Source organism: Halomonas sp. LBP4, from assembly GCF_003202205.1.
In the GTDB taxonomy this organism is placed as follows: domain Bacteria; phylum Pseudomonadota; class Gammaproteobacteria; order Pseudomonadales; family Halomonadaceae; genus Halomonas; species Halomonas flagellata.
The window spans coordinates 1-3,233 of record NZ_PDOG01000019.1 but is presented as its reverse complement, the minus strand read 5'-3'; the positions used below and the strand labels follow the sequence as shown (position 1 = coordinate 3,233).

Sequence of the window (3,233 nt, the reverse complement as noted above, 5' to 3'; positions counted from 1 at the left end):
CTCACCGGCACCCTGGCCGGCGCCCTGCTGGTCGCGGCCTCGGCCCACGCCGACCGCTCCGAATGGCCGGACAACTTCACCGTGGGCACCGCCAGTCAGGGCGGCACCTACTTCGTCTACGGTTCCGGCTGGGCGAACCTGATCGCCGACGAGCTGGGGATTTCCGGTGGCGGCGAAGTGACCGGCGGTCCGACCCAGAACCTGGCGCTGGTACACGGCGGCGATGTGGCCTTCGGCCTCGCCACCATGGGACCGGCCGCCGATGCGGTCAACGGCGAAAGCCCCTTGGCGCCTGGCGTCCCCATGGACAACGTCTGCGCGCTGTTCCCGATGTACGAGACCCCGTTCTCCATCGCCGCCCTGTCCAGCAGCGACATCACCTCCATCTCCGAGATCCCGGACGGCGCCCGCATCGGCTTCGGCCCGGCGGCCTCCACCTCCGACACCTACTTCCCGGCGATCCTCGAGGAGCTGGGCGTGAACTTCGAGCGTCGCAACGGCGGCTGGACCGACCTCGGTGGCCAGCTGCAGGACGGCCTGCTCGACGTCATCGCCTTCGCCGCCGGCATCCCGATTCCCGCCATCAGCCAGCTCGAGGTCCAGACCGACGTGAACATCATCGAGTTCACCGAGGAGGAGCAGGCCCAGGTGCTCGAGAGCTTCCCGGTCGCCCCCTTCCAGATCCCGGCCAGCACCTACACCACCCTGGAGGAGGATGCCCGTGCCGTCTCCATGTGGAACTTCGCCATCGCCCGTTGCGACCTGCCGGAGGACTTCGTCTACGAAGTGACCAAGGTCACCATGGAGAACAACGACAAGATGCGTAACGTGCACCGCAGTGCCGAGACCACCATTCCGGAAAACATCGTGCACAACACCGTGCTGCCCTTCCATCCGGGGGCCGCACGCTGGTACGAGGAGAACGGCTACGAGATCGACGAGGCCCTGATCAAGTAAGCCGTCTATCGCTCCTGTGATGACGCCCCGTACCGGACACTCGGTACGGGGCATGATCCGCATCCCTCCGCACCATACTCAAGGGTGATTCCCCATGAGCAATACACCCGATACCCGCCCCGGGGGCGAGGACGAACTCATCGACAAGACGCCGGCGACCATCGCCGAGGGCGTTGACGAGGAGGTCGTCGAGTCCAACCGGCGCACGTACACCCACTGGCGCTGGCTGCTGTTCGCCACCCTGGCCATCGCCTACTCCACCTTTCACCTGGTGTCGCTCAACGTGTACCCGATGGAGACCTGGTCGTTTCGCATCGTGCACATCGCCGGCGCCCTGATCCTCGGCTACGGCCTCTATACCGGCGCCCGCTTCGCCGAGCCCCATGCCATCGGTCCGGCCGGCCGCTGGCTCTCCCTGGCGAGCTATGCCCTGCTGCTGCCGGCCCTCTATGCCCTGCTGCAGGTCTTCCTGATGCAGCGCGAGATGAGCGGGGGCGCCATGCGCATCGACGCCGCCATCGAGACCTGGCACTTCGGCTACCCGCTGATCGTCGCCACCGCCGCGGCCATCGTCATCTCCTGGTTCCACCGCCAGGCCCGCGAGCGGCTCAGCCCGGCCGACCTGGTGCTGATGGTCGCCGCCCTGGCCAGTGCCGGCTACCTGCTGGTGATGTACAACAGTCCGCTGCGGGCCGCCACCGGCACGGCCTTCGCCCCCATCGGCATCTCCTGGGCCGCCATCGCCGGCTCGCTGCTGATCCTCGAGCTGACGCGCCGCGTGGCGGGCCTGGCGCTGGTGGTGATCTCCGCCATCTTCCTGGTCTATGTCTTTGCCGGCCCCCTCCTGCCGGGCTTCCTCGGCTACCCGGGCCTGTCGATGAACCGCTTCTTCAGCCAGGTCTATACCGACGCCGGCATCCTCGGGCCGACCACCGCGGTATCGTCGACCTACATCATCCTGTTCATCATCTTCGCCGCCTTCCTGCAGGCTTCGAAGGTCGGCGACTACTTCGTCAACTTCGCCTTCGCCGCGGCCGGCCGTGCCCGGGGCGGTCCCGCCAAGGTGTCGATCTTCGCCTCCGGCCTGATGGGCATGATCAACGGCACCTCGGCCGGCAACGTGGTCTCCACCGGCTCGCTGACCATCCCGCTGATGAAGAAGGTCGGCTATCCGGCCAAAAGCGCCGGGGCCATCGAGGCCGCCGCCTCCACCGGCGGGCAGATCATGCCGCCGATCATGGGCGCCGGCGCCTTCATCATGGCCGAGATCACCGGCATCCCCTACACCGAGATCGCCGTGGCGGCGCTGATTCCCGCCATCCTCTACTTCGCCTCGGTGTACTTCATGGTCGACTTCGAGGCGGCCCGCAAGGGCATGCGCGGCATGCGCAAGGAGGAGATCCCGCTGTTCTCGAAGCTGGTCAAGCAGGTCTACCTGTTCGCGCCGATCATCATCCTGATCGCCGCCCTGTTCATGGGCTACTCGGTGATCCGCGCCGGCACCCTGGCCACCGCCTCGGCCGCCGTGGTGAGCTGGATCTCGCCGAACAAGATGGGCATCCCGTCCATTCTCAGGGCGCTGCAGCTGGCCGGCACCATGGCCATCCAGATCATCGCCGTGTGCGCCTGCGCCGGCCTGATCGTCGGCGTCATCTCGCTGACCGGCGTCGGCGCGCGCTTCTCGTCGCTGCTGCTGGGCCTGGCCGGGGTCAGCCAGCTGCTGGCGCTGTTCTTCGCCATGTGCATCAGCATCCTGCTCGGCATGGGCATGCCGACGACCGCCGCCTATGCGGTGGCCGCCTCGGTCGTGGCGCCAGGCCTGATCGATATCGGCATCCAGCCGCTGGTGGCGCACTTCTTCGTGTTCTACTTCGCGGTGGTCTCGGCGATCACGCCCCCGGTGGCGCTGGCCTCCTATGCCGCCGCCGGCATCTCCGGCGCCAACGCCATGCAGACCTCGGTGACCTCCTTCAAGGTCGGCCTGGCGGCGTTCATCGTGCCCTTCATGTTCTACTACAGCCCGGCGATGCTGATGGAAGGCAGCGGGATGCAGATCCTGCGCGTCGGGGTGACCGCCACCCTGGGGATCGTGCTGCTGGCCGCCACCGTCCAGGCCTGGTTCTTCGGGCCGGTCAAGGCGTGGATGCGCCTGGTGATGCTCCTCGGCGCCATGTTCATGATCTATGGCGGCATCTACACCGACGTCGCGGGACTGATCATCGGTGGCGGGCTGTTCATGCTCCAGCGCGGCAGCCACGGCGGCGGTGCCAAACCGG

2 protein-coding genes are annotated in these 3,233 nt (G+C 67.3%); both read left to right on the top strand.

Annotated elements, in window-relative coordinates:
• Nucleotides 1-12: 12 nt before the first annotated feature.
• Nucleotides 13-957 (top strand): TAXI family TRAP transporter solute-binding subunit, encoded by a 945-nt coding sequence (locus CR157_RS21900; protein ID WP_110285635.1) that lies wholly within the window; start codon nt 13-15, stop codon nt 955-957.
• A 94-nt stretch (nt 958-1,051) separates the two neighbouring features.
• On the top strand, nt 1,052-3,233 hold a 2,182-nt coding region (locus CR157_RS21895; RefSeq protein WP_110285634.1), incomplete at its 3' end, for a TRAP transporter permease.